Origin of the sequence: Burkholderia sp. MSMB1498, assembly GCF_001526245.1 — a bacterium.
Lineage (GTDB): Bacteria > Pseudomonadota > Gammaproteobacteria > Burkholderiales > Burkholderiaceae > Burkholderia > Burkholderia savannae.
In genome coordinates, this window is record NZ_LOYJ01000015.1 from 59,661 (window position 1) to 83,423 (window position 23,763).

The window sequence follows — 23,763 nt, forward strand, 5'->3', positions numbered from 1 at the left end:
GAAGAAGACAGGGAGACGAACCGCACGCGCGTCGTCGCGCACGCCGGGCGGTTCGAACAATCATAAAAGGTGAACCGAATGAAGCAGCAGTCCTACGATTACGACTACGTCGTGGTCGGGTCCGGCTTCGGCGGCAGCGTGTCGGCGCTGCGTCTGGCCGAGAAAGGCTATCGCGTGCTCGTGATCGAGCAGGGCCGTCGCTGGACGCCCGAGAACCTGCCCGAGAGCACGTGGAACCTGTCGCGCTGGCAATGGCGCCCCGCGCTCGGGCTGCGCGGCTTCTTCAGCATGCGCTTCTTCAAGCACGTCGTCGTGCTGCACGGCAATGCAGTAGGCGGCGGCTCCATCACTTACGCGAACACGCTGCTCGTGCCGCCCGACAAGGTGTGGCGCGAAGGCACCTGGGCGGGCCTCGCGGACTGGGAGCGCGTGATGCCCGCGCATTACGCGACCGCGAAGCGCATGCTCGGCGTCGTCACGAACCGGCGAATGGACGCGGCCGATTTCCGGCTCAAGGAGATGGCGAAGCTGATCGGCGTGGAGAAGAGTTTTTATCCGACCGAGGTCGGCGTGTTCTTCGGCGACGACGCGCACGCGCCCGGCACGCGCTACGCCGATCCTTACTTCGGCGGCGCGGGCCCGGAACGCACGTCGTGCATCGGCTGCGGCGGCTGCATGGTCGGCTGCCGCCACGGCGCGAAGAACACGCTCGATCGCAATTACCTGTATCTCGCCGAGCGCCTCGGCGCGCAGGTGAGCGAGCAGACGAAGGTCGTCGACGTGAGCCCGCTCGGCGCGCGCGACGACGGCGCGGCGGGCTACGCGGTGCAAACCGTGTCGCTCGCGGCCGGCACGCGCGGCGCGAAGCGCCGCATCACGTGCCGCGGCGTCGTGTTCGCCGCGTCGTCGCTCGGCACGCAGGATCTGCTGATGCGCCTGCGGGAGAAGCGCTCGCTGCCGCATCTGTCGGGCGCGCTCGGCAAGCGCGTGCGCACGAACGCCGAATCGCTGATCGGCGTGCGCTTTCCGAAATCGAGCGTCGATCTTTCGAAGGGCGTCGCGATCGGCTCGGGCATCTACATCGACGAGCACACGCACATCGAGGCCACCCGCTATCCTTCGGGCTCCGATACGATGGGACTGCTGACGACCGTGCTCACGCGCGGCGCGCCCGGCGGGCTGCGTCCGCTCGTGTGGCTCGGCTCGCTCGCGAAGCTGCTAGCGACGCGGCCGCTGACCGCGCTGCGGATGATCGATCCGCGCGGCTTCGCGCGCGAGACGATGATCTTCCTGTGCATGCAGACGCTCGACGGGCACCTGACGATGCGCCTGAAGCGCCGCTGGTTCTGGCCGTTCTCGAAGCAGCTCGCGACGTCGGGCGCGAAGATCCCCGCGTACATCCCGGCCGCGAACGACTTCGCGCAGAAGGCGGCGCGCGCGCTCGGCGGCGTGCCGATGACGTCGCTGACCGAGATCCTGCTGAACGTGCCGATGACCGCGCACTGCATGGGCGGCGCGGCGATGGCGCGCAACGCGCGCGACGGCGTGTGCGACGGCCGCAACCGCGTGTTCGGCTATCACAACATGTACATCTGCGACGGCTCGGTGCTCGGCGCGAATCTCGGCGTGAACCCGAGTCTCACGATCACCGCACTCGCCGAGCACGCAATGAGCCACGTGCCCGCCGCGGGCGAGCAGCGCTGGGACAGCATCGGAGAAGAGCTCGCGGCGTGAGTGGGGGCGGCGTGGGGGGTGTCGACGCGGCGCATGGCGCACGGTGCGTGTGGTGCGTGGCGATCGACGTGCACGCATGAAACCCAGGCGCGACGGTATCGCGCGCGGCGGACGCCGCGCGCGATACACGTCACACGTCACACGTCACACGTCACACGTCACACGTCACACGTCACACGTCACACGTCACACGTCACACGTCACACGTCACACGTCACACGTCACACGTCACACGTCACACGTCACACGTCACACGTCACACGTCACACGTCGCGCGTCACGTGCCGCGACGCCTGCGCCGATGATTCGCGCGGCCGTTCGCGAGCGCGACGAGCGCCGCGTCGTAGCCCTGCTTCTGCAATTGCGCGACCGCGTCCGACGAAAAATCGTAGTCCTCGATGAACGACAGCCGCCCGTCCCGATTCAGCGTGATCCGCGCAATGTCGAGCGCCCCGCGGTTGCCCATCAGCCGGATGTACAGCGGCTGCTGACGGATCTCGTTCGCGCTCTGCGCGTCGACGTGCGCGAGGATGCCGTCGACGAGATCGCCGAAATCGCTCGCGTATTCCTCGAAGCGCAGATCGTTGCGCACGCGGTCCATGTAGGCGATTTCCTCGCGGCGCAGCATCACTTCGACGACGTTCGTCGGCAGCGTCTTCGTGCCCGAGAACAGATCGACGATGAATACGCGCCCGCCGATCTGCCCGCACCGCTCGATCACCAGGTCGAGCGGCGAATTGCTGACGACGCCGCCGTCCCAGTACGGCCGGCCGTCGACGACGGTCCACGGCATCCCGGGCGGCAGGCTACCGCTCGCGAGCAGATGCGCGGGGCTCAGGCGATCGACGTAGCTGTCGAAGATGCGCGGCTCGCCCGTCTCGACGTCGACCGCGCTGATCAGCAGCCGCGTCGGGCTCACGCAGAGCGAATCGAAATCGACGTAGCGCGTGATCAGCTTCTCGATCGGCGATGCGTCGAAGAAGCTCGTCCATTTCGCGCGCAGCCGGTCGAGGTCGAAGCCGAGCCGAGACCATTGCGGCTTCAGGAAATTCGGCACGCCGAACCACAGCACGTAAGTGGACAGCCACGCCTCATGCCACTGCGAGCCGTACGGCGACGGCAGCGCGATCGACAGCTCGCGCCAGAACGCTTCGAGCGCCTTCGCCGCGCCCGTCGGATGGCTCGCGACGATCGCGCCGTTGAACGCGCCGATCGACACCGCGGAGATCACGTCGGGCCGCACGCCGTGCTGCTCGAGCGCCTTGATCGCGCCGCATTCGAACGCGCCGAGCGCGCCGCCGCCCTGCAGGATCAGCATCGTCTGCACCGGCAGCTTGTCGAGCGAAAAGTTCGGATCGCTCAATGTCGCCCGCTGCGCGGCGACGTTCACGTGCAGCCTGATCGCGTCGCTCAGCGCGGCGATCTCCACGGCCGGCCGGTCGATCGTGAACGCGGCGCGCAGCACGTCGTCGGCGAGATAGAGCAGCGCGTACGAGCGATCGTCGAACGCGCCGCGCTCTATCGTCTCCGTCGCGCCGACCGGATAGCCGACCAGGTTGTACGACAGCCCGAACACGCTGCCGTAAAAGATCGATATGTCGCGATACGGCAGCCGGTGGCCGAGCATGTTGCGCGCCGCGATCTTGCCCTGCCGCACCGCGTTGTCCCAATGCTCGATCCGCCGCCGCACGCCGAAGATCGGATCGTCGAAGTGCGCGGCGTCGCCCGCCGCGAACACGTTCGGATCGGCCGTCTGCAGGAACGCGTCGACTTCGATCCCGTTGCCGAGCGCGAGGCCGCTGCCTTCGAGCCAGCCGCAGTTCGGCGCGACGCCGACCGCCGCGACGAACAGGTCGCACGGCCGCGTCTCGCCGTCGCTCGTCTCGACCGCCTCGACGCGCTGCGCGCCGAGCACGCGGCGCACCTCGCGGCTCGTCAGCACGTCGATGCCGCGCGCCGTGCACAGCGCCTCGAAATGGCGCGCGAGCGCCGGCGCGCGCAGCGGCGGCATCAGCTCCGGCGCATGCTCGACGAGCGTCACCTGCAGGCCGAGCGCCTGCAGCGTCGCGGCGATCTCGACGCCGAGGAAGCCGCCGCCGAGCACGGTCGCGCGGCGCGCGTGCGCGGCTGCGTCCTTCAGCGTCTGCGCCTGCGCGATCGTGTGCAGCACGTGCACGCCGTCGAGCTCGATGCCCGGCAGCGCGGGCACCTTCGCGCTCGCGCCCGTCGCGATCAGCAGCTTGCGATAGCGGTACGCCGCGCCGTTCGACGCACGCACGACCCGCTTCGCGAGATCGAGATGCTCGGCGCTCGCGCCGAGCACGACGTCGATGCGCTGCGACGCGTAGAACGCCGCGTCGTGCAGCGCGATGCTCGCGGCCTGCGCGGTGCCCATCAGGAATTCCTGGCTGAGCGGCGGGCGCTGATACGGCAGCACGGGTTCGCCGCACAGGATCGCGATGCTCGCCGAAGCGTCCTCGCCGCGCAGCGACCGCGCGGCGGTGACGCTCGCGATGCCGCCGCCGACGAGCAGATAGTCGAATTCACGCATCGGCGCCTCCCGTCGAGCAGACGCGCGCGGCGAATGCGGCGGGCGGCCGGGCCCCGCCGCTCACAGCGACGACCTCGGCAGCGTCGCGAACCGCCGCTCGTGCGCGTGCTGGCACGGCGCGCAACGCGACGCGGTCGGACGCGCGAGCAGGCGCTCGTATTCGATCGGCTGCCTGCAGTCCGCGCAGTAGCCGTAGCCGCCCCGCGCGAGCCGGTCGAGCGCGGCGTCGACGGCGCGCAGCTCGGCGAGTTTCATGCCGATCAGCGCATGGTCGACGTCGACGAACAGATTCGCGTTCGCCTCGTCGCCTTCGTCGGGCGCCGTGCCCGCGAGGTTCGCGTACGGTTCGTCGGCGCGCTGCCGCTCGCATGCGCGCACGTCGGCCTGGAGCACCTGCCTGCACGCATGCAGCAGATCGCTTAGAACCTGGAGTTGATGCTCGTCGAACGCTGCCATCCGATCCTCCGCGTATTGCGTTGCCGCATCGGGTCCGCACCGACGGGCGGACGAGGCGGGCTGGTTGCTAGCCGCTCGTGCGCGTGTTTCGTGCGCGCGACAGGTTCGCGGCGCATGCGCCGCCCCTGTCGCGCGCGCCGCATGCGCCGCGCCCGGCGAACGGGCGCGCCGGAACGCCGGACGCCGATCCGTTTCCGTTTCCGTTTTTCGGACGCGGCGGCTCGGCGCGGCCTTCGGCCGATTGCTGCGCAAGCGTATGCCGAGCCGGCCCGCCGGCGTTGACTTGAGTCAATCGGCGCTCGCCGATGCGGCGGCTACGCGCCGCACCGCAGCGCGTTCCCGCCACGATGCCACCGCGCCGCGTCCGCCGCAACGTGTCGCGCCGCATGTGCGCGGTGCAGCCCGCCGCCGCTTGCCGTCCGCGGCGCGGCGGCGCCGCCGCGCCGTATCGCCGCGCGGCCGTTCGCAGCGCCGCGGCCGCCGCAACGCGAGGCGAAGCGCGACGCCGGTCCCCGCCGCGTTCCGCCGAGCCGAGGCCGCAACGGCGCGTCACAGCCAGCCGCCGCGCGCCGCGGCGAACGTCATCCGCCGCCTGCTTGACGATCGTCAAAAACCCCGCGAGCCCGGCTTTTAATCTGGTCATGCGGCGCCCGCCGGCCTATTCTTTCCCCATCCGATGCGCAGCGAATCCGGCGCGCGGCGGCAGGCGCGCGGCGCTTGGCCGCCATCGCCGATGTCGCCTCGCGACAGCGGGCGCTTCGGCGCCGCAAGCGCCCCGCCCGCCGCAAGCGCCGCCCTCGCCGTCGCGCGCATGCCGCCACCCGCGGCCTGCGCGCGACGCGGCCGCGGCGCCCGATCCCGCGCCGCCAGTAAGGAGATTCGATGCTCTACGCGTGGCTTGAAGCGCAACGTGAATTCGTCCGAGCATGCCAGCCCTGGGCGGGCGCCGCGCAGCGCGCGGACACCAACTCGCGCCCGGCCGGCTGGCCGACATGGGGCCCGATGGCGCGCGCAGCCGACGCCGTGCCGGTGCCGCCGCCGTTCGCGATCGCGGCGGTCGCGAGCGGCGGCGCGGTCGTCCCGATCGACGAGCGCATCGTCGGCGACACACCGTTCTGCGCGCTGCGCAAGTTTTCCCGCCGGCTCCAGGGCGCAGCCGCCGCGCGCCCCGCGGTGTTTCTGTGCACGCCCCTCGCCGGGCACCACGCGGTGATGCTGCGCGAGACCGTCGAAACGCTGCTCGCGACGCGCGACGTCTACGTGACCGACTGGCGCAACGCGCGCGACGTCCCGCCCGAGGCGGGCGCGTTCGGCCTGGACGACTACGTGCTCACGCTCGAACGCTTCATCGCCGGCGCGAACGCGAACGGGCTGCACGTGATGGCGGTCTGCCAGGCGACGGTGCCCGCGCTCGCGGCGGCCGCGCTGCTTGCCGCGCGCGGCGTCCACGTCGCGAGCGTCGCGCTGCTCGGCGGCCCGATCGACACGCGCACGAGCCCGACGCTCGTCGATCGCTTCGCCCTCGAGCACGACCTCGACTGGTTCCGCCGCGCGGCGATCGACGTCGTGCCGCCGCCGTACGCGGGCGCGGGGCGGCGCGTCTATCCCGGCTTCGTTCAGCACGCGGCGATCGTCGTCGCGCACCCGCAGCGGCGCGTGTCGCTCGAAAGCCGCCTTTGGGCCGCGTGGATGACGGGCGACTTCGCGGGCGCCGCGCGCTGCCTGCGCGAGATGAACGAATACGGCGCGGTGCTCGACATGACGGAGCGCTATTTCCTCGACACGATCCGCGTGATCTTTCACGAATGCCTGCTCGCGGAGGGCCGCTGGTCGATCGGCCGCCGCCGCGTCGCGCCGGAGCGGCTCACGCGCACCGCGCTCTGCACGATCGAAGGCGGCCGCGACGACATCTCCGGCGCCGGCCAGACGCACGCCGCGCAGCGGCTGTGCGACGCGCCGCCCGACGCCGCGCGCGAGCGGATCACCGAGCCGGACTGCGATCACTACGATCTCTTCCTCGGCCCGCGCTGGCAGCGATCGATCTATCCGGCGCTGGAGGCGTTCTGGACGCGCGCCGAAACGCCGGACTCGGACCACGCGCGCCGCGCCGCGCATTGAATCGAGCATCGCGCCGCGCATCGGGCCGCCCGGCCCGGCCCGCGCACACGCCGCTTGCGGACGATCAACAAACGCACGCGCGCCGCTCGCCACACGGATTCGTTCGTCCGCATGATCGGCGTCATGGACGACCAACCGATCTGCGACGCCGTATTCGCCGACCGCTATGCGCTGCCGGGCGAGAACTCGCGCTCCCAGGCGTTCGCGCGGGTCGCTCGCGCGCTCGCGCTCGCGGAGCCGGTCGCGACGCGCCCGGGCGCCGCGCGGCGCTTCTACCGCAACCTGCTGACCGGCGCGCTCGGCGCGGGCAGCATCATGGCGCGCGCGGGCGCCGCGCAGGATCAGACGATGGCGAGCTGCTTCGTTCATCCGATCCGCGCGCCCGCCGCGCTCACGCGCTTTCATCCGGACCTCGACCAGGCGATCGACGAGGCGCGCCTCACGCTCGCGATGGGCGGCGACATCGGCTACGACTTCTCGGAGATCCCGCCCGCGAGCGCGCGGCCCGAAACCGACCGGTCGACGTCGCCCGGCGTGTGCGCGGCGCTCGACCGGTTCGACCGCATCGGCGCGCAGGCGGGCGAGCGCGACGGACGCCGCCGCGCGCAGCTAGCGGTGCTGCGCTGCGATCATCCGGACCTGCTCGCGTTCGCCGCCGCGAAGCGGGAGCACAAGCGGGAGCGCGCGTGCCGGGCGACGCTCGATCTCGCGGTGGCCGCCACCGATGCGTTCATGCTGGCGGTCGAGCAGGATCTGCCGTGGACGCTGCGGCATCCGGCGCCGCCGCAGGGCGCGCCGAGCGGCGCGCTGCCCGCCGCCGACGGCGCATGGACATACGCGACCGTGCCCGCGCGACATCTGTGGCGCGAGATCGTCGCGGCGGCGCGCGACGGCGCGGGGCCCGGGCTCGTGTTCGTCGACGCGATCGACGCCGCCGGCCCGCTGCGCGGCCGCGAGCGGATCGACGCGACGAGCCCGTGCGGCGCGCAGCCGCTGCCGCCGTACGGCAGCAGCATGCTCGGCGCGATCGATCTGTCGCGGTTCGTGCGCAATCCGTTCGGCGTCGGCGGCGAGCCGCGCTTCGATTTCGCCGCATTCGACGCGGCGGTGCGCGTCCAGGCGCGCTTTCTCGACAACGCGCTCGACGTCACGCGCTGGCCGCTCGCCGCGCATGCGCGCGAGTCGTATCAAAAGCGACGGATCGGCGTCGGCGTGACGGGGCTCGCGGACATGCTCGCGATGATGCGGCTGCGCTACGACTCGCCGGCCGCGCGCGAGATGGCGCGCTACATCGCGTCCGATCTGCGCAATCATGCGTATGCGGCGTCGGCCGAGCTCGCCGCCGAGCGCGGCGCGTATCCGCTGTGCGACCGGCACGCGCACCTCGACGCGCTGCACGCGGGGCCGCCGCTGCCGCACGCGGTTCGCCACGCGATCGAGCGCGACGGGCTGCGCAACAGCCATCTGACGTCGTTCGCGCCCGCCGTCGGCGTGAGCCTCGCGTTCGGGGACAACTGCTCGCCGGGCGTCGAGCCGGCGCACGCGTGGATCGAGCACCGGGCGGTGCGCGCGGGCGCGGCGGGGATGCGCGCGGAGAACCACGCGCACCGGCTGTTCCGGTCGCTGCGCGGCGATCGCGTCGCGCTGCCCGACTATTTCGCGACCGATGCGGACGTCGCGCCGAGCGAGCGCCTCGCGATGCGCGCGGCGCTGCAGCCTTATGTCGACGCGGGGGTCGAGAGCACGCTGACGCTCGCGAAGCATTACTCGCTCGAAGAGATCAATGCGCTGCTGTTCGGCGCATGGCGCGCGAAGCTGAAGAGCGTCGCGATACGGCGCACGGATCTCGCGCGCGACGCGGGGGCGGGGGCGGGCGGCGAAGGCAGCGGCGTCTGAGGCCACGGGCGGCGCGCGCGAGCGCTTGACCCACGTCAAGCCGGCGCTCGCCGCAATCGGGTCGAATGACAACGGGCGCAATCGCGGCGCGGCGGTTTCCATGGCACGTCGACCGCGCGGCCGGCTGCGTCCCGTCCCGCGTGATCACGAACCCCGGAGGTGACGAGATGCGCCGTGCGCGCCGACCGAAGCTCGCGCAATCCGCCGACATGCCGCGCCGCGCGCGCGCAGCCGCCATGCGCGGCAACGGCCCGCAGCGGCGGGCCGTGCGCGAGCGTGCGGCCCGCCGCCTGTCGCGCGACATCGACGCGACGCTGCGCCGCGCGTCGACATACCCGCATCCGGCCGGCCGCATCGTGCGCATCGAAACGCACATCTCCGTCGTCTACCTTGTCGGACGCTTCGCGTACAAGCGCCTGAAGCCGTTCGACTTCGGCTTCGCGAACTTCGGCGATCTGGCCGCGCGCCGCCGCGCGTGCGAAGCCGAGCTCGCGCTGAACCGCCCGCTCGCCGCGCCCATATATCTCGCGGCCGGCCCGATCGTGCGCCGCGCGCGCGGCCTTCGCCTGTTCGACGCGGGCGTCGCCGTCGATCATGTCGTCAAGATGCGCCGCTTCGACGAACGGATGCTGTTTTCCCGATTGCTCGCGCGCGGCGAGCTCGGCGCGGCGGACATCGACGCCGCCGCGACGCGCATCGCCGCATACCATCTGCACGCGCCGCGCGACGTTCCGCGGCGCGAGTACGGCGGCGCGCGCGAGCTGCGCAGGCAGATCGCGGACGTGTTCGCACCGCTCGAGCGCGCACTCGGCACGGCGCTGCCCGCGCCGCTGCGCGCGTGGTGCGTGCGCCGCTGCGACGAGCTCGCCGCACATCTCGACGCACGCCGCGCGAGCGGCTATGTCCGCGCGTGCCACGGCGACCTGCATCTCGACAACGTCGTGAAGCACGGCCGCGACGCGCTGATGTTCGATTGCATCGATTTCGACGACGCGCTGCGCTGGATCGACGTGATCAACGACCTGTCGTTTCTGCTGATGGATCTGCACGCGCACGGTCGCGCCGATCTCGCGCACCGGCTGCTGAACCGCTGGCTCGACGAGACGGGCGATTTCGCGGGCCTCGCCGCGCTGCCGCTGTACGTCGCGTACCGGGCGCTCGTGCGCGCGCTCGTCGCGACGATGCGCGGCGGCGGCGACGCCGCGGCGCGCGCCGCGCACATCGAGCGCGCGCGCAGGTACGTCGACGTCGCCGCGAGCGAGGCCCGCGCGCGCCGCCCGTGCCTGCTGCTGTGCCACGGCTATTCGGGCTCGGGCAAATCGGTGGCGAGCCGCGCGCTCGCCGACGTATGCGGCGCGATCCGGCTGTCGAGCGACAGCGAGCGCAAGCGCGCGCGACCGTTCGCGGCGGTCGACGCGCGGCCGCTGCCCGCCGCCGCGTACACGCCGCAACAGATCGATGCGCAATACGAGCGCCTGCGCGCGCTCGCGCGCGACGTGCTGCGCGCCGGCTACACGGCGCTCGTCGACGCGACGTTTCTCTCGCAGGCGCGCCGCGCGCGCTTCGTCGCGCTCGCACGCGAAATGGGCGTGCCCGTCTTCATTCTCGATTTCCGCGCGAGCCGCGCGTGTCTCGAACGGCGCGTCGACGCGCGCGCCGCCGTGCAAAACGACCGTTCGGACGCGGGCGCGGCCGTGCTCGCGACGCAGCTCGCGAGCGCCGATCCGCTCGACGCCGACGAACGCACACACACGATCGGCTTCGATACCGACGTGCCGCTGCAAGCAATCCGGTCGGCCGAATATTGGCGGCCGGTGCTCGACGCGCTCGATACGGCCTCACTTGATGCCGCGACGACGAGTTGATGCCGAAAAGGCCCCGCGCCGGAAACGCTCGCCACTGTCGGATGAACCGCCTGGGTCTGATCAATTGCGCCGCCGCGGCCGCCCATTTCATACCGGCAATACGTCGTACCGGATCGTACGATCTGACGAAGCGCGCCGCAGCGATACAGCGCATCCCGCCGACTGGCTCTGGTGCGACGCGAGCGCTCGCCCAACAGCTCAGCCATGCGGGCCGACGTTATCCACGACCCAGTCTTTGCAAGTCATCTCGACAACGTGCCGGTGCCCGTCGCACCCTATATGGGACCTTCCATTGCGCGACATCGCTCGGATATAAAAAATATTCATCGAAGTCAATTCTTGGATTCTTGTTATTTCGATACGCGTACCTCGCGATTTTTTATTTAATCTCCTGTCGCGTCGTATCGGGGAAAACTCCATCGCCTCCGTCGCAGACTCTCGCGTACATCATGGCAATCACCAACCCGGCAATCGCCATAACAAGAACAACGGCGGGCCCGTCACCAATTTCGCCTTCCGGGATCGATTTGAATTCAATTTACCATCCATCAAAGCAATTCATTCACCGTCACACAATTCAAATCCACGCCCCCGAAATACCTGACTTCCCGTCAAAGTTCGATTGAATCCCTCAATCGCATATGAAGCATTGCAGGCGTGCTTTCCATATTTACCACTTCAATTAAAACAGATCGGTCTCGATGAGAAACGCACGCACCTTTGCTCCGGTTACAACGGGCGTCCATTCGGGCAGAAAGACATGCGTCCGCCAGCCCTACGACCGAGTGCGCGCTCCACCCGCCGCCCATCCCCCGTTGATCTGGGTCAAGCTCCGCCGGACGGCCGCTCCATAGACTGAAATCGGTCCTACGCGATCCGCCCCGCCCTCGAATTCCGGCGCGTCGTACCCGCCCGCGCGCGGCCCCGCGCTTCCCGACAGGAGACCTGCAACATGGAAACATCCCCGCTCCAGACGACGACGCACGACGACATCCCCCCGTTCGATCCGTCGGCGAGCGTCGAGGACCAGCTGCGCCTCGCGATCCGCTACGCGATCCTCGCGCCGTCGAGCCACAACACGCAGCCGTGGCGCTTCATCCTCGGCGACGCGTCGGTGATGCTGTGCGCGGACCGGCTGCGCGCGCTGTCCGTCGTCGATCCGTACGATCGCGAGCTGCTCATCAGCTGCGGCGCGGCGCTCTTCAATTTGCGCGTCGCGTTGAGCCGCTTCGGGTTCGCTTACTCGATCGACATGTTCCCGTCGACGTCGGACCCGGACGTGATCGCGCTCGTGCGGCTCGATCCCCACGGCTACCACGACGAAAGTCTCGTGCCGCTGTTCGACGCGATCGTCGAGCGCGTGACGACCCGCGCGCCGTTCGCGAGCGAGGCGGTGTCGTGCGAGGTCCAGCGCGCGCTCGTCGACGCCGGCGAGGCCGAAGGCGCGGAGATCGCGTGCGTGGACGCGCCCGGCGCGCGCGACGAGATCGCCGAGATGATCGCCGACGCCGACCGCCTGCAGTTCGCCGATCCGCGCTTTCGCCGCGAGCTCGCGAACTGGGTGCATCCGCGCCGCCGCGACGACGGGATGCCGGCGTTCGCGGCCGGCGTGCCCGCGCTGCTCGACTTCGCGACGCCCGTCGTCGCGTCGGTGGTCCGCACGTTCGATCTCGGCGGCGGCATGGCGGCGATGCATCACAAGCTCGTCGACGGCTCGCCGCTCATCGTCGGCATCTCGACGGCGAGCGACGATCGCGACGCCTGGGTCGCGACCGGCCAGGCGCTCGAGCGCGTGCTGCTCGTCGCGACGGCCGCGGGGCTCACCGCGTCGTATCTGAATCAGCCGATCGAAATCGACACGCTGCGCGAGCGGCTGCGGCCGCTGCTGCACGTCGACGCGCATCCGCAGTTGCTGCTGCGCGTCGGACGCGGCCCGGTCGTCGCGCACGCGCCACGGCGTCCGCTGACGGACGTCGTGTCTTGATCGAGCGGGAACGCGCCGCGCGCGGACGGGACGCCGCGCGGCGCGGCGGAAGCGGCGGAAGCGGCGGAAGCCGTGGTGGCCGCGGCGATAGAGGAAGCGGCGGAAGTCGCGGCGATAGCGATCCTAGTGGCGGCGGCGACAGCGGTGGCAGCAGCGGCGGTAACGGAAGTGGCGGAAGTCGCGACGATAGCCGCCGTAATGGCGGTGGCGGTGGCGGTGGCGGTGGCGGTGGCGGTAGCGGTAGCGGTGGCAGTGACAACCGCGGCGGCGGCACCGAATCATGGCGCCGCTGGCTGCCCGGCGTCGCGACGCTGCGCACTTACCGGCGCGCGTGGCTCGCGCGCGATCTGTTCGCGGGCGTCGCGCTGACCGCCGTCCTCGTGCCGGTCGGCATGAGCTACGCGCAGGCGGCCGGCCTGCCCGTCGTCTCCGGCCTGTATGCGACGATCGCCGCGCTCGTCGGCTACGCGATCTTCGGGCCGAGCCGGATTCTCGTGCTCGGCCCCGATTCCGCGCTCGCCGCGCTGATCGCCGGCGCGGTCGCGCCGCTCGCGCACGGCGATCCCGCGCACGCGGTCGCGCTGTCGGCCGCGCTCGCGCTGATGTCGGGCGGCTTCTGCGTGCTCGCCGGGCTGCTGAAGCTCGGCTTCGTCACCGATCTGCTGTCCAAGCCGATTCAATACGGCTATCTGAACGGGCTCGCGCTGACGCTGATCGCGAGCCAGCTCCCGAGCCTGCTCGGCGCCGCGCCTTGCGGCGGCACGTTCGTCGACGAAGCGGCGAGCATCGCGGGCACCGTCGCGCAAAGCCGGATCGATATCGCATCGCTCGCGCTCGGCGGCGGCTGTCTTGCCGCCATCGTGTTGCTGCGGCGCGTCGCGCCCGCGTGGCCCGGCATTCTGATCGCGGTCGCCGCCGCGTCAGTGGCCGCCGCGTGGCTCGGGGCCGCGCCGGATCTGCATGTCGCGAACGCGCACGTCGCAAACGCGCACGTCGCCCTCGTCGGCTCGCTTGCCGGCGTCATGCCGCCGCCCGGCCTGCCGTCGATCGCGCTCGCCGATGCGAGCCGGCTCGTCGCCGGCGCGCTCGCGATCGCGCTGGTGTCCGTTGCCGACATCAGCGTGCTGTCGCGCGTGTTCGCCGCCGACGACGGCCGCGAGACCGACCGCAATCAGGAGCTGATCGCGCTCGGCGCGGCGAACCTGCTCGCCGGCGCGCTGCGCGGCTGCGCGGTCAGCAGCAGTTCGTCGCGCACGCCCGTCGCGCTCGCGGCCGGCGCGCGCACGCAGCTGACGAGCGTCGTCGCGGCCGGCTGCATCGCGCTGCTGCTCGTCGCGCCGCTGCTGCTCGCCCGCGTGCCGCTCGCGGCGCTGTCGGCGGTCGTCGTCTATTCGGCGAGCGGCCTCGTCGACGTGCGCGCGATCGTCCGGCTCTACCGCGTGCGGCGCGGCGAGTGCGCGGTGTCGCTGCTGTGCTTCGCGGGCGTCGTGCTGCTCGGCGTGGTGCCGGGCATCCTGCTCGCGGTCGGGCTCTCGCTGCTGTCGTTCGTCTGGCGCGCGTGGCATCCGTATGACGCGGTGCTCGGCCGCGTCGAAGGCATGCACGGCTTTCACGACGTGTCGCGCCATCCGGACGCGGCTCTCACGCCCGGTCTCGTCGCGTTCCGCTGGGACGCGCCGCTGTTTCATGCGAACGCGACGATCTTTCGCGACCACGTGCGCGACGCGATCGCCGATGCCGATGCGCCGGTGCGCTGCGTCGTGATTGCGGCCGAGCCGATCACCGACGTCGACGTCACCGCCGCCGACATGCTCGCGACGCTGCGCGACGAGCTCGCCGCGCGCCGCATCACGCTGTACATCGCGGAGATGAAAGGGCCGGTCAAGGACCGGCTGCGCACGTACGGGCTCTTCGACAAGATCGGCGCGGATCACTTCTTTCCGACTGTGACGGACGCGGTTGCGCGCTTCGCGCAGGTGCGCAAGGACGTGGCGGCCGCGCGGCGGGCGCGGCGATGAAATTTCGCCGGGCGTGCGGCGCAGGCGCGGCGCGTTGCGTTGCGCACGCATGCCTGCGATCGCGCGCGGCGGAATCGGTCGAAACCGCGTTGTTTCGCTCGTCGAACACCACCCGGATCGCATGGCGCGCATGCGGCTCGCGACGGCAGTGCGGCCGCCGCGCCGATTTCGGCGCGCCGCGAAGGCGTGACGGCGATTGCCTGATTCAGGCCGCGTCGGGCGGCGGTCCGCCCCTCGCTCCGCGAGGATGAAACCGGTTGCTCGCATGCGGCCCGCGGCAACGCATCGTGCATCGTTCGCAAGACCGCAGCACCGCAACGAAGCCCGGCGGCGGCGCTCGGCGGCGATCGCGCGAAACAGATGAGATCGATTGCAGACATGCCTCCGTCATCCGCGAGCACGAAACGATCGCGTGAAGGCGGCGCGCGCGATCGCGCCGCGCACGGCGTCCGCGCAGGGTGCGACGGGACATACGACCACGACCGCGCGACACGGCACGCATCGATCTCCGGCGAATCGCCCGCAATCCGCGGACATGGAACCGGTTGCGCGAACGCAGCGCGAAACCGACCGGCAACGGCGCTCGCGCGCAGGCGATCTATGCGGCGGCGAGACCGGCCGCGCGGCACCCGCGACGCAACGCCATTCCGGCGAAACCGCTCCGCGCATTCGCTGGCGAAGCCGCGGCGATGACGGCGCGCGGAACGTCGCACCCGGCCAGAGCCGGGTCACGCTGATCGCAGGTTCTGGCGGGCGGTTGAAAACGGGGTTGCGAAGTGCTCGCATGCGGTTTTTGGGGCTTCCTTACCGACGCCGCACGAGCAATTCGTCGCGCATTCCGAGAGGTCGACAATTTTCTCCGGCATCTCGCCGCAGAGAATATCTATCGCCTGCCGGAAACGCACCCGCTCGCCTTCGCCCCGCGCGCGCGTCAACTCCGCGCCTTCTCCTCGAAGTGAATCTGGCGCCGGGAGATCGACGCGATCTCGTCGAACAACGACGCCGCGCACGCCAGCACGTCGTCCACGGACACCATGCCGACGAGCGCGCCGCCCGCGCTCACGACCGGCATCCGGCGCGCGCCCGTCAGCCGCATCCGGTGCGCGATCGTCCACAGGCTGTCCTGCTCGTGCACGACGGTCGCCGGCGCGGACATGATCTCGCCGACGAACAGCGCGGCGGGGTCGATCTCCTTCGCGATCAGCGACAGCACGATGTCGCGGTCGGTCAGCATGCCGACCGGCTCTTGCGCGCGCCCCGCGTCGTCGACGACGATCAGGTCCCCGACATGGCGGTCGCGCATCAGGTGCGCGGCGTCGAGCACGGTGTCGGTGCGGCGACACACGGCGACGTCGCGGGTGCAGATTTCGGCAGCGTTCACGATCGGCCTCCGTTTTCATATGCAGGGCGCCCGCGCGCGGCGCGGCCGGCGCGCGACGGCGTTCCGGCAGCGCGGCGCGCAACGGCACGACACGAAACGAGATGCGGTGAAGTGCCCGGTCCTGCGAGCGCTCAAGCGAACGGTCAGCGTCGCACGCGCGACCTTCGCGCATTCTGACGCACATCAACGTCAACGTCGGCGTCGGCGTCGGCGTCGACGTGGCGACGCGCACGCGCCGGCGCGCGACGCTTGATCGGGATCAGTTCGGCATCCGGCACACTCGCTATCGTTGACGAACGGACGCGCTCGCGCGCGGGTGCGGCGCGGCTTTCCCCTGTCTTGGAGACGGACATGAGCGAACCCGAATTGCTGACTTATCAACCGATCGCAGTAGCATTGCCCGCGCCTGCCGAAGCGCAGGCGCCCGCGATCATCGACCTGCCGCAACCCGATCTCGGCGCGGGCCTGCCGCTGATGGCCGCGCTGTCGCTGCGGGCGAGCGCGCGCGAATTCTCGTCCGCGGCGCTCGCGCCGACGACGCTCGGCGAGTTGCTGTGGGCGGCCGACGGCGTCAACCGCCCGGCAACGGGCGGCCGCACCGCGCCGTCCGCGCATGCGTTCAACGAAATCGACGTTTACGTCGCGCTGCCGGACGGCGTCTATCGCTACGACGCGCCGCTGCACCGGCTGCTGCTCAAGCGCTCGATCGACGCGCGCAACCTGACCGGCTACCAGGATTTCGTCGGCGCCGCGCCGCTCGATCTCGTGTACGTCGTGCGGACGTCGCGGCTGCTGTCGATGCCCAAGCCGCTGCGCGAGGCGTTCCCGGCGGTGGCGGCGGGCGCGATCGCGCAGAACGTCGCGCTGTATTGCGCGTCGGCGGGACTCGGCTGCGTCGTGCGCGGCTGGATCAACCATCGGCTGCTCGCCGACGCGCTCAGCCTGAACGAAGACGAACTGCCGATCCTCGCGCAGACGGTCGGCAAGCCGGCGGCGCACGCGGGCGGCGCGCGGCACGCCTGAACGCATGACGATTCGGCGGCGGCGTCGCGGGTGGGAGCGGGGCGTGACGCCGCGCGTCGATCGGGGCTGGCGATGACCGGCAACGGATGACCGGCAACGGATGACCGGCAACGGATGACCGGCAACGGATGACCGGCAACGGATGACCGGCGGCGCTCGGCACGCGCCGCGCGCCTCGCGCCGTAGCATGGAGCACGCGCCGCATTCAGCGCGCGCTTCGCCGTGCGCGACACATGCATCGCAGATCAATTGCGCGACGGCAGCCGCGCGCGGGCCGCGTCAGGCCAAAAGGCACAAGCGGCACAAGCGCGGCCGACGCGCCGCCGAACGCGCGCCGGCCCGCATCGCGCAACGCCGCGTCAGCCGCGGCGCGCGCATGCTCAGCTGATCGCCAGCTTCTTTTTCTCCGCCGTCGCCTTCTTCGGCAGCGTCAGCGACAGCACGCCGTCCTGATACTGCGCGACCGCCGCGTCGCGGTCGATTTCGTTCGCAAGCGAGAAGGTCCGGCCGAACTCGCCCGAATAACGCTCGCGCCGGATCACGCGCTCGCCTTCCTTCAGCTCCTTGTTGCGCTCGACCTTCGCGTTGATCGACACGGTGTTGCCTTCGATCTGCACGTTGATGTCGTTCTTGTCGACGCCAGGCAGCTCGGCCTTGACGATGTAGGACTGATCGTTCTCGGTCACGTCGATCTTCATCGACGCGAGCTTCTCTTCTTCGACGTCGACCATGCCGCGCAGCGGACGGAACAGACCCTGGAACAGGTCGGACACGGGCTCCAGCGAAAACGGGTCGTAACGCGTCAAATTGCTCATTGCTCTCTCCAGGAATTCGCAGCCGCGCACGATGCGCGGCCGACGCCGCACACGGCGTCCGGCGCTCGCCGAACGCCTCTCGATTCGTTGATGCAGGCCGGATCGATACCGGCCGATTTCAGCGTAGCGCCGCAGGCCCGGCCGGCATTGACATGAGTCAATCAGCGCTCATGGGTGTCCGAACGGGCCGCAGCGGCATCGATGTCTCGCGTCGGCGCGCCCGGTTCGTTTCGGTTCGTTTCGTTCCGTCCGCGCGCCGCGCCGGCTCGGCGGCGACCGGACGGCGAGCATCCGCCGCTCGCTCGCGCGACGTGCCCGGCCGCGCCGCACCGCACCGCGTATGAGGCTTGTGTGTGCGCACGCTCCGCCTGCATCGGCGATCTATCGGCCCCGCTGATGACTTCCGTTCGAAATCGCGATTTTTCATACGAGAACGTCGCACGTAGCATGCAAAGCGCGAGTCGACCACGGTCGCGCTCGCTTCGACAGGCCCCACGACAAAGAGCGAACATGAACGATCGTGTGCGATCCGGCAACGAGAAACTCGAAGTCAAGACGACGACCTGCTACATGTGCGCGTGCCGCTGCGGAATCCGCGTGCATCTGCGCGACGGCGAAGTCCGCTACATCGACGGCAACCCTGATCACCCGCTCAATCAGGGCGTGATCTGCGCGAAGGGCGCATCGGGGATCATGAAGCAGTACTCGCCCGCGCGGCTCACGCAGCCGCTGATGCGCACGGCGCACGCCGAGCGCGGCAGCGCGCAGTTCGAGCCGGTGTCGTGGGAGCGCGCGTTCGCCGTGCTCGAAAAACGTCTCGCGCACCTGCGCGCGACCGATCCGAAGCGTTTCGCGCTCTTCACCGGCCGCGACCAGATGCAGGCGCTGACGGGCCTCTTCGCGAAACAGTACGGCACGCCGAATTACGCGGCCCACGGCGGCTTCTGCTCGGCGAACATGGCGGCCGGAATGATCTATACGGTCGGCGGCTCGTTCTGGGAATTCGGCGGCCCCGATCTCGATCGCGCGAAGCTGTTTTTCATGATCGGCACCGCCGAGGACCATCATTCCAATCCGCTGAAAATCGCGATCTCGAAGTTCAAGCGCGCGGGCGGCCGGTTCGTCGCGATCAATCCGATCCGCACCGGCTACGCGGCGATCGCCGACGAATGGGTGCCGATCCGCCCCGGCACCGACGGCGCGCTGTTCATGGCGCTGATCCGCGAGCTGATCGAGACGCAGCGCTACGATCGCGACTTCGTCACGCGCTACACGAACGCGGCCGAACTGCTCGACATGCGCGCCGACGCCGACACGTTCGGCCTGTTCGTGCGCGACGCGGCGACGCCCGAGCGCAATCCGCTGTTTCCGCAAAACCATCTGTGGTGGGATCTCGGCAGCGGCCGGCCCGTGCCGCATCACACGCGCGGCGCGACGCCCGCGCTCGAGGGCCGCTACGCGCTCGACGACGGCACGCCCGTCGCGCCGTCGTTCGCGCTGCTGCGCGAGCGCGCCGCCGAATGCACGCCGGAATGGGCGGAGCGGATCACGGGCATCCCGGCCGCGACGATCCGCCGGCTCGCGCACGAAATGGCGGACGTCGCGCGCGATCACCGGATCACGCTGCCGATCCGCTGGACCGACGCATGGGGCGAGACGCACGACACCGTCACCGGCAACCCGATCGCATTCCATGCGATGCGCGGCCTCGCCGCCCATTCGAACGGCTTCCAGTCGATCCGCGCGCTCGCGGTGCTGATGTCGCTGCTCGGCACGATCGACCGGCCGGGCGGCTTCCGGCACAAATCGCCTTATCCGCGCGCGGTGCCGCCTTCGGCGAAGCCGCCGAACGGCCCGGACGCGGTGCGCCCGAACACGCCGCTCGCGGCGGGCCCGCTCGGCTGGCCGGCCGCGCCCGAGGATCTGTTCGTCGACGAGCACGGCGGCCCGGTGCGGATCGACAAGGCGTTCTCGTGGGAATACCCGCTCGCCGTGCACGGCCTGATGCACAGCGTGATCACGAACGCGTGGCGCGGCGATCCCTATCCGATCGACACGCTGATGATCTTCATGGCGAACATGGCGTGGAATTCGTCGATGAACACGGTCGAGGTCCGCAAGATGCTCGCGGACAAGCACGAGAACGGCGAATACAAGATCCCGTTCATCGTCGTGTGCGACGCGTTCCAGTCCGAAATGACCGCGTTCGCCGATCTGATCCTGCCCGACACGACGTACCTCGAGCGTCACGACGCGATGTCGATGCTCGACCGCCCGATCTCTGAATTCGACGGCCCGGCGGACTCGGTGCGCGTCCCGGTGGTGCCGCCGACAGGCGAATGCAAGCCGTTTCAGGACGTGCTGATCGAACTCGCGAGCCGGCTGAAGCTGCCGGCGTTCACGAATCCGGACGGCACGCGCAAGTTCCGCGACTATCCGCACTTCGTCGTCGACTATCAGACCGCGCCCAATTCCGGCGTCGGCTTCCTGATGGGCTGGCGCGGCGAGAACGGCGGCGACGCGCTCGTCGGCGCGCCGAATCCGCGCCAATGGGACGAATACGCGAAGCACGGCTGCGTGTTCCACCACACGCTGCCGGATACGCTGCAGTACATGCGCGGCTGCAACGGCCCGTATCTGAAATGGGCGGTCGAGAAGGGCTTTCGCAAGTTCGACGAGCCGATCGTGATCCACCTCTATTCGGACGTGATGCAGACATTCCGCCTCGCCGCCCAGGGCAGGACGAGCGGCCGGCAGCCGCCCGACCATTTGCGCGCGCGCATCGCGCGCTATTTCGATCCGCTGCCGTTCTGGTACGAGCCGCTCGAGCTCGGCGCGACCGATCTGCAACGCTACCCGCTCGCCGCCGTCACGCAGCGGCCGATGGCGATGTATCACTCGTGGGATTCGCAGAACGCGTGGCTTCGCCAGATTCATGGGGAGAACTATCTGTTCGTGAACCCGAAGGCCGCGCGCGAAGCGGGCATCGACGACGGCGGCTGGATCTACGTCGAATCGCAATGGGGCAAGGTGCGTTGCCGCGCACGCTACAGCGAGGTTGTCGAGCCGGGCACCGTGTGGACCTGGAACGCGATCGGCAAGGCGGCGGGCGCGTGGAATCTCGGCCCGCACGCGAACGAATCGCAGCGCGGCTTCCTGCTGAATCACGTGATCACCGACGAGCTGCCCGGCGACGCCGCGCGTGCGCCGCGCATCTCGAACTCCGATCCGATCACCGGCCAGGCCGCGTGGTACGACGTGCGCGTGCGCATCTACCCGGCCGAAGCGCACGCCGACCACACGCTGCCGCAATTCGCGCCGATGCCGGCGCTGCCGGGCGTGACGGGCGCGGTGCGACGCATCGTGCAGGGCTATTTCGCGGGCCGCGGCGAATTCGCCGCCCGGCTGCGCAACCCGGCGAAACGCCGTTGACGAGGAGCATGCGATGACGCAAATGGCGCTCGTGATCGATCTGAACGTGTGCGTGGGATGCCATGCCTGCGTGACGAGCTGCAAGGAATGGAACACGTCGGGCGCGGCGGGCGCGCTGTCGGACGTGCGGCCGTACGACGCCGATCCGTCCGGCACGTTCTTCAACCGCGTGCAGACGTTCGAGGCGGGCGAGTTTCCGCTCGCCGACACGATCCACTTTCCGAAGTCGTGCCTGCATTGCGAAGACCCGCCGTGCGTGCCCGTGTGCCCGACGGGCGCGAGCTACAAGCGCAAGGAAGACGGGCTCGTGCTCGTCGATTACGACAAGTGCATCGGCTGCAAGTATTGCGCGTGGGCGTGCCCGTACGGCGCGCGGGAGCTCGACGAGGCGCGCAAGGAAATGACGAAGTGCACGCTCTGCGCGGACCGCATCCATGACGACGCGCTGCCCGAGCGCGACCGCCAGCCCGCCTGCGTGCTCGCATGTCCGACGTCGGCGCGCCTGTTCGGCGACATTCACGATCCCGATTCGGCCGTATCGCAAGCGATTCGCGAGCGCGGCGGCTATCAGCTGATGCCGGAATGGGGCACGCGGCCCGCGAATCACTATCTGCCGCGCCGCACGACGACCGCATGCGGCGGCGGCGGCAACGCATGCGCGTGCGGATCGGCGGACGCGGCGGTCTCGCCTGCGCCTGCGCCCGCGCCCGCTTCCGCCGACGACGACTTCGCGTACGCACCGGTGAATCTCGCCGCGCTCGCGAAGCGCGCCTGAACGCGCCGGACGCGCGCGTCACCGGCCATCGCCTTTGATAACGAATCCGGAGCACCACGCATGAAACCCGCTTTCTCGGTCATCTTCCTGACGACGCTGTGCGGCGCGAGCCAGGGGCTCATGATCGCGCTGTTCGGCGTCGAGCTCGCGGCGCGGCTCGGGCTGTTCGCAGCGCCGCCGCAGGCGTTCTTCGTCGCGAACGCGGCGCTGTCGGTGCTGCTCGGCTCGCTCGGCCTGTTCGCGTCGTTCTTCCATCTCGGGCATCCGGAGCGCGCGTGGCGCGCGATCGCGATGTGGCGCACGTCGTGGCTCGCGCGCGAATGCATCGCGCTGCCGGTGTTTCTCGCGTGCACGACCGCCTACGGCGGCGCGCATCTGCTCGCGCTGCCGTACACGCTCGCGCTCGGCCTGCTCGCGACGATCGCGGGCGGCGCGCTGTTCGTCTGCACCGGCATGATCTACATCTGTCTGCGCTTTCTGCAGGAATGGGCGACGCCGCTCACGATGACCAATTTCGTGCTGCTCGGTTGCGCGTCCGGCTTCACGCTCGCGACCGCCGGCGCCGCGTGGTTCGTTCCGCCGCTCGTGCCCGCGCTCGCCGCGTGCGCATGCGCGCTGACCCTCGCGGGCGGCGCGACGCGCGTCGCGTCGCTCGCGCGCAACGCGCGGCTGCGGCCGCGCTCGACCGTGCAGAGCGCGACCGGCATTCGCGCGCGGCAGGTCGTCCAGCGATCGCGCGGCTTCACGGCCGGCGCGTTCAACCTGCGCGAGTTCTTTCACGGGAAAACGCCGCGCACGCTGCAACGCGTGAAGTGGACGTTCCTGATCTGCGCGTTCGCGTTGCCGTTCCTGCTGCTCGCGATCGGCGGCGCGGCCGCGCCGGCGGTCGCGTCGTTCGCGCTTGCGTGCGGCGCGTTCGCGATCCAGTATGCGGGGCTCGTCGCGGAACGCTGGTTTTTCTTCGCCGAAGCGCGGCATCCGCAAAACGTCTATTACCAGAGCGCCGCGTGACGAACGGCGCGTGCGCATCGAGCGCATCGAGGTTGCGCTCGATGCGCGCGTCCGGCATGCGGACGTTGCGCTCGGCCGAGGCGCTCGCCGCCTGACGCGACGCATGCGCCGCCCCGCAGCGCCCCGCCGCCTCGCCGCCTCGCCGACGCCGCCTGCCGATGTCTTTCGCGTCGCGCCCCGGTATCGTTCGTCTTCCCTCTTCGCTCGCGCCGCCGTCCGCGCGATCCGCGTCCGTCGAATTCGCGGCGCCAAGGCCGGCGTTATTGACCACGATCAATCGCCGCCGCTCAAACCATAGCAGCATGTTCGACATGGCGTAACCGGTTCGATTCGATGCGATCCGCCCGGCCACGCGCGCCGGCCGCTCACGTGGCCGCCGCAACGGCGTTCGGCGCCGCGGCGGTGAGTCTTTACGGGAGCTGACGTGAGCCTTTACGGGAACCGGTGGCGTCCACCGGCTCCGCTCGGCGCGCTGCCGTGGCTCGCCGACTGCGAATCATCGTGCCGCATGATGCATCGGGCATGCTTGCACGGCGGGCATGCGTGCGCGGCGGGCTCGGTGAGCGCGGCCGCATGGCGAAAGCACCCGCCGATCGAGGCGAAGCGCACGGCGACGAAGCGTGCGCACGCATGCTCGCCGCCACTCGCGACGCCCCGGCGCAATCGCGATCGGTCCGCCCGAACAAGTTTCGAACAACCGAAGG

14 protein-coding genes and 1 pseudogene are annotated in these 23,763 nt (G+C 70.3%); 10 read left to right on the plus strand and 5 right to left on the minus strand.

Translation table 11 applies throughout. The features are described from left to right. Positions 1 to 78 precede the first annotated feature (78 nt). Positions 79 to 1,734, plus strand: a complete 1,656-nt coding sequence (locus WS91_RS03220; protein WP_059669732.1) for a GMC oxidoreductase — start codon at positions 79 to 81, stop codon at positions 1,732 to 1,734. 277 nt (positions 1,735 to 2,011) lie between these two features. On the opposite strand, the gene WS91_RS03225 is transcribed toward WS91_RS03220, so the two are convergent. Together WS91_RS03225 and WS91_RS03230 are read right to left on the minus strand one after the other, a co-directional pair. Next, complete coding sequence (locus WS91_RS03225; RefSeq protein WP_038755291.1) at positions 2,012 to 4,285, minus strand: FAD-dependent oxidoreductase; 2,274 nt, start codon at positions 4,283 to 4,285, stop codon at positions 2,012 to 2,014. Positions 4,286 to 4,345: 60 nt separating this feature from the next. Next, positions 4,346 to 4,741: a TraR/DksA family transcriptional regulator gene (locus WS91_RS03230; RefSeq protein WP_059642741.1), complete on the minus strand. Its 396-nt coding sequence runs from the start codon at positions 4,739 to 4,741 to the stop codon at positions 4,346 to 4,348. An 882-nt stretch (positions 4,742 to 5,623) separates the two neighbouring features. Between WS91_RS03230 and phaZ the strand changes: the two genes are divergently transcribed. The 5 genes and pseudogenes from phaZ to WS91_RS03260 form a co-directional block, all read left to right on the plus strand. After that, complete coding sequence (phaZ, locus tag WS91_RS03240) at positions 5,624 to 6,859, plus strand: polyhydroxyalkanoate depolymerase (protein WP_059669734.1); 1,236 nt, start codon at positions 5,624 to 5,626, stop codon at positions 6,857 to 6,859. A 54-nt stretch (positions 6,860 to 6,913) separates the two neighbouring features. Continuing rightward, positions 6,914 to 8,755, plus strand: a complete 1,842-nt coding sequence (locus WS91_RS03245; protein WP_059642750.1) for a ribonucleotide reductase-like protein — start codon at positions 6,914 to 6,916, stop codon at positions 8,753 to 8,755. A gap of 65 nt (positions 8,756 to 8,820) precedes the next feature. Then, entirely contained in the window at positions 8,821 to 10,620 is a 1,800-nt protein-coding gene (locus WS91_RS03250) for a bifunctional aminoglycoside phosphotransferase/ATP-binding protein (protein WP_059669735.1), read from the plus strand. 952 nt (positions 10,621 to 11,572) lie between these two features. Next, positions 11,573 to 12,604 carry an Acg family FMN-binding oxidoreductase gene (locus WS91_RS03255; RefSeq protein ID WP_038755287.1) on the plus strand — a complete coding sequence of 344 codons (1,032 nt, stop codon included), beginning with the start codon at positions 11,573 to 11,575 and terminating at the stop codon, positions 12,602 to 12,604. Between the two features lie 245 nt (positions 12,605 to 12,849). Continuing rightward, positions 12,850 to 14,622, plus strand: a pseudogene (locus WS91_RS03260) (SulP family inorganic anion transporter); the annotation flags it as partial. A gap of 931 nt (positions 14,623 to 15,553) precedes the next feature. Here WS91_RS03260 and WS91_RS03270 read toward each other — a convergent pair. Both WS91_RS03270 and WS91_RS31940 read right to left on the minus strand, forming a co-directional pair. After that, complete coding sequence (locus WS91_RS03270) at positions 15,554 to 16,003, minus strand: CBS domain-containing protein (RefSeq protein ID WP_038755286.1); 450 nt, start codon at positions 16,001 to 16,003, stop codon at positions 15,554 to 15,556. Positions 16,004 to 16,146: 143 nt separating this feature from the next. Continuing rightward, positions 16,147 to 16,356 (minus strand): hypothetical protein, encoded by a 210-nt coding sequence (locus tag WS91_RS31940; protein ID WP_081990131.1) that lies wholly within the window; start codon positions 16,354 to 16,356, stop codon positions 16,147 to 16,149. Between WS91_RS31940 and WS91_RS03275 the strand changes: the two genes are divergently transcribed. Continuing rightward, positions 16,355 to 17,026, plus strand: a complete 672-nt coding sequence (locus WS91_RS03275) for a nitroreductase family protein (RefSeq protein ID WP_038755285.1) — start codon at positions 16,355 to 16,357, stop codon at positions 17,024 to 17,026. The genes WS91_RS31940 and WS91_RS03275 overlap by 2 nt on opposite strands. Before the next feature lie 380 nt (positions 17,027 to 17,406). On the opposite strand, the gene WS91_RS03285 is transcribed toward WS91_RS03275, so the two are convergent. Next, on the minus strand, positions 17,407 to 17,841 hold the full coding sequence (locus WS91_RS03285; RefSeq protein WP_059669738.1) for an Hsp20/alpha crystallin family protein: 435 nt from the start codon (positions 17,839 to 17,841) through the stop codon (positions 17,407 to 17,409). Positions 17,842 to 18,351: 510 nt separating this feature from the next. Here WS91_RS03285 and WS91_RS03290 point away from each other — a divergent pair. From WS91_RS03290 to WS91_RS03300, 3 genes are read left to right on the plus strand one after another with little or no spacing between them, the layout of a single operon-like run. Beyond that, positions 18,352 to 21,273 carry a molybdopterin oxidoreductase family protein gene (locus WS91_RS03290; RefSeq protein ID WP_059669739.1) on the plus strand — a complete coding sequence of 974 codons (2,922 nt, stop codon included), beginning with the start codon at positions 18,352 to 18,354 and terminating at the stop codon, positions 21,271 to 21,273. Positions 21,274 to 21,286: 13 nt separating this feature from the next. Next, positions 21,287 to 22,048, plus strand: coding sequence for a 4Fe-4S dicluster domain-containing protein (locus WS91_RS03295; RefSeq protein WP_038752002.1), 762 nt, complete (start codon positions 21,287 to 21,289; stop codon positions 22,046 to 22,048). 60 nt (positions 22,049 to 22,108) lie between these two features. After that, positions 22,109 to 23,059, plus strand: coding sequence for a dimethyl sulfoxide reductase anchor subunit family protein (locus WS91_RS03300; RefSeq protein WP_059579865.1), 951 nt, complete (start codon positions 22,109 to 22,111; stop codon positions 23,057 to 23,059). The last annotated feature ends 704 nt before the right edge of the window (positions 23,060 to 23,763 follow it).